Origin of the sequence: Paraclostridium dentum, assembly GCF_012922555.1 — a bacterium.
In the GTDB taxonomy this organism is placed as follows: domain Bacteria; phylum Bacillota; class Clostridia; order Peptostreptococcales; family Peptostreptococcaceae; genus Paraclostridium; species Paraclostridium dentum.
Window position 1 is genome coordinate 1 of sequence record NZ_WIPK01000192.1, and the last position, 321, is coordinate 321.

Below are 321 nucleotides of genomic sequence, written 5' to 3' on the forward strand. Positions count from 1 at the left end.
CGGTCATCTTGGCCCTCTTTTCTCTGGCTTCGATTTTCTTGGCCCAGCTGCTCTCAGTCCACTTCTTGCTGATCTCGGCTTTCTCCCAGGCACGCCTCACAAACTTCTCACGAGCGCTGTGGGGAACTTTGATGACGTAGTCGGTGAGCTGCATGCACTTGAATGGCATGGACTGCCTCTTCACACCGGTGCAGGGACCGTCCACCAGCGCCCTGTTCTGATCGATGACGTCTACGATGACCACCAGTTTGCCTTCATGGGGACCGAAGGCGACGTAGGCGACACGGCCGATCTCGACGAAGCGCTTGAACACCATGATGG

1 protein-coding gene is annotated in these 321 nt (G+C 57.0%); it reads right to left on the reverse strand.

Annotated features, from left to right (window positions below):
• Positions 1-321: 60S ribosomal protein L14 (locus GFJ41_RS21330; RefSeq protein WP_170076057.1), on the reverse strand; the 321-nt coding region annotated here is incomplete at both ends.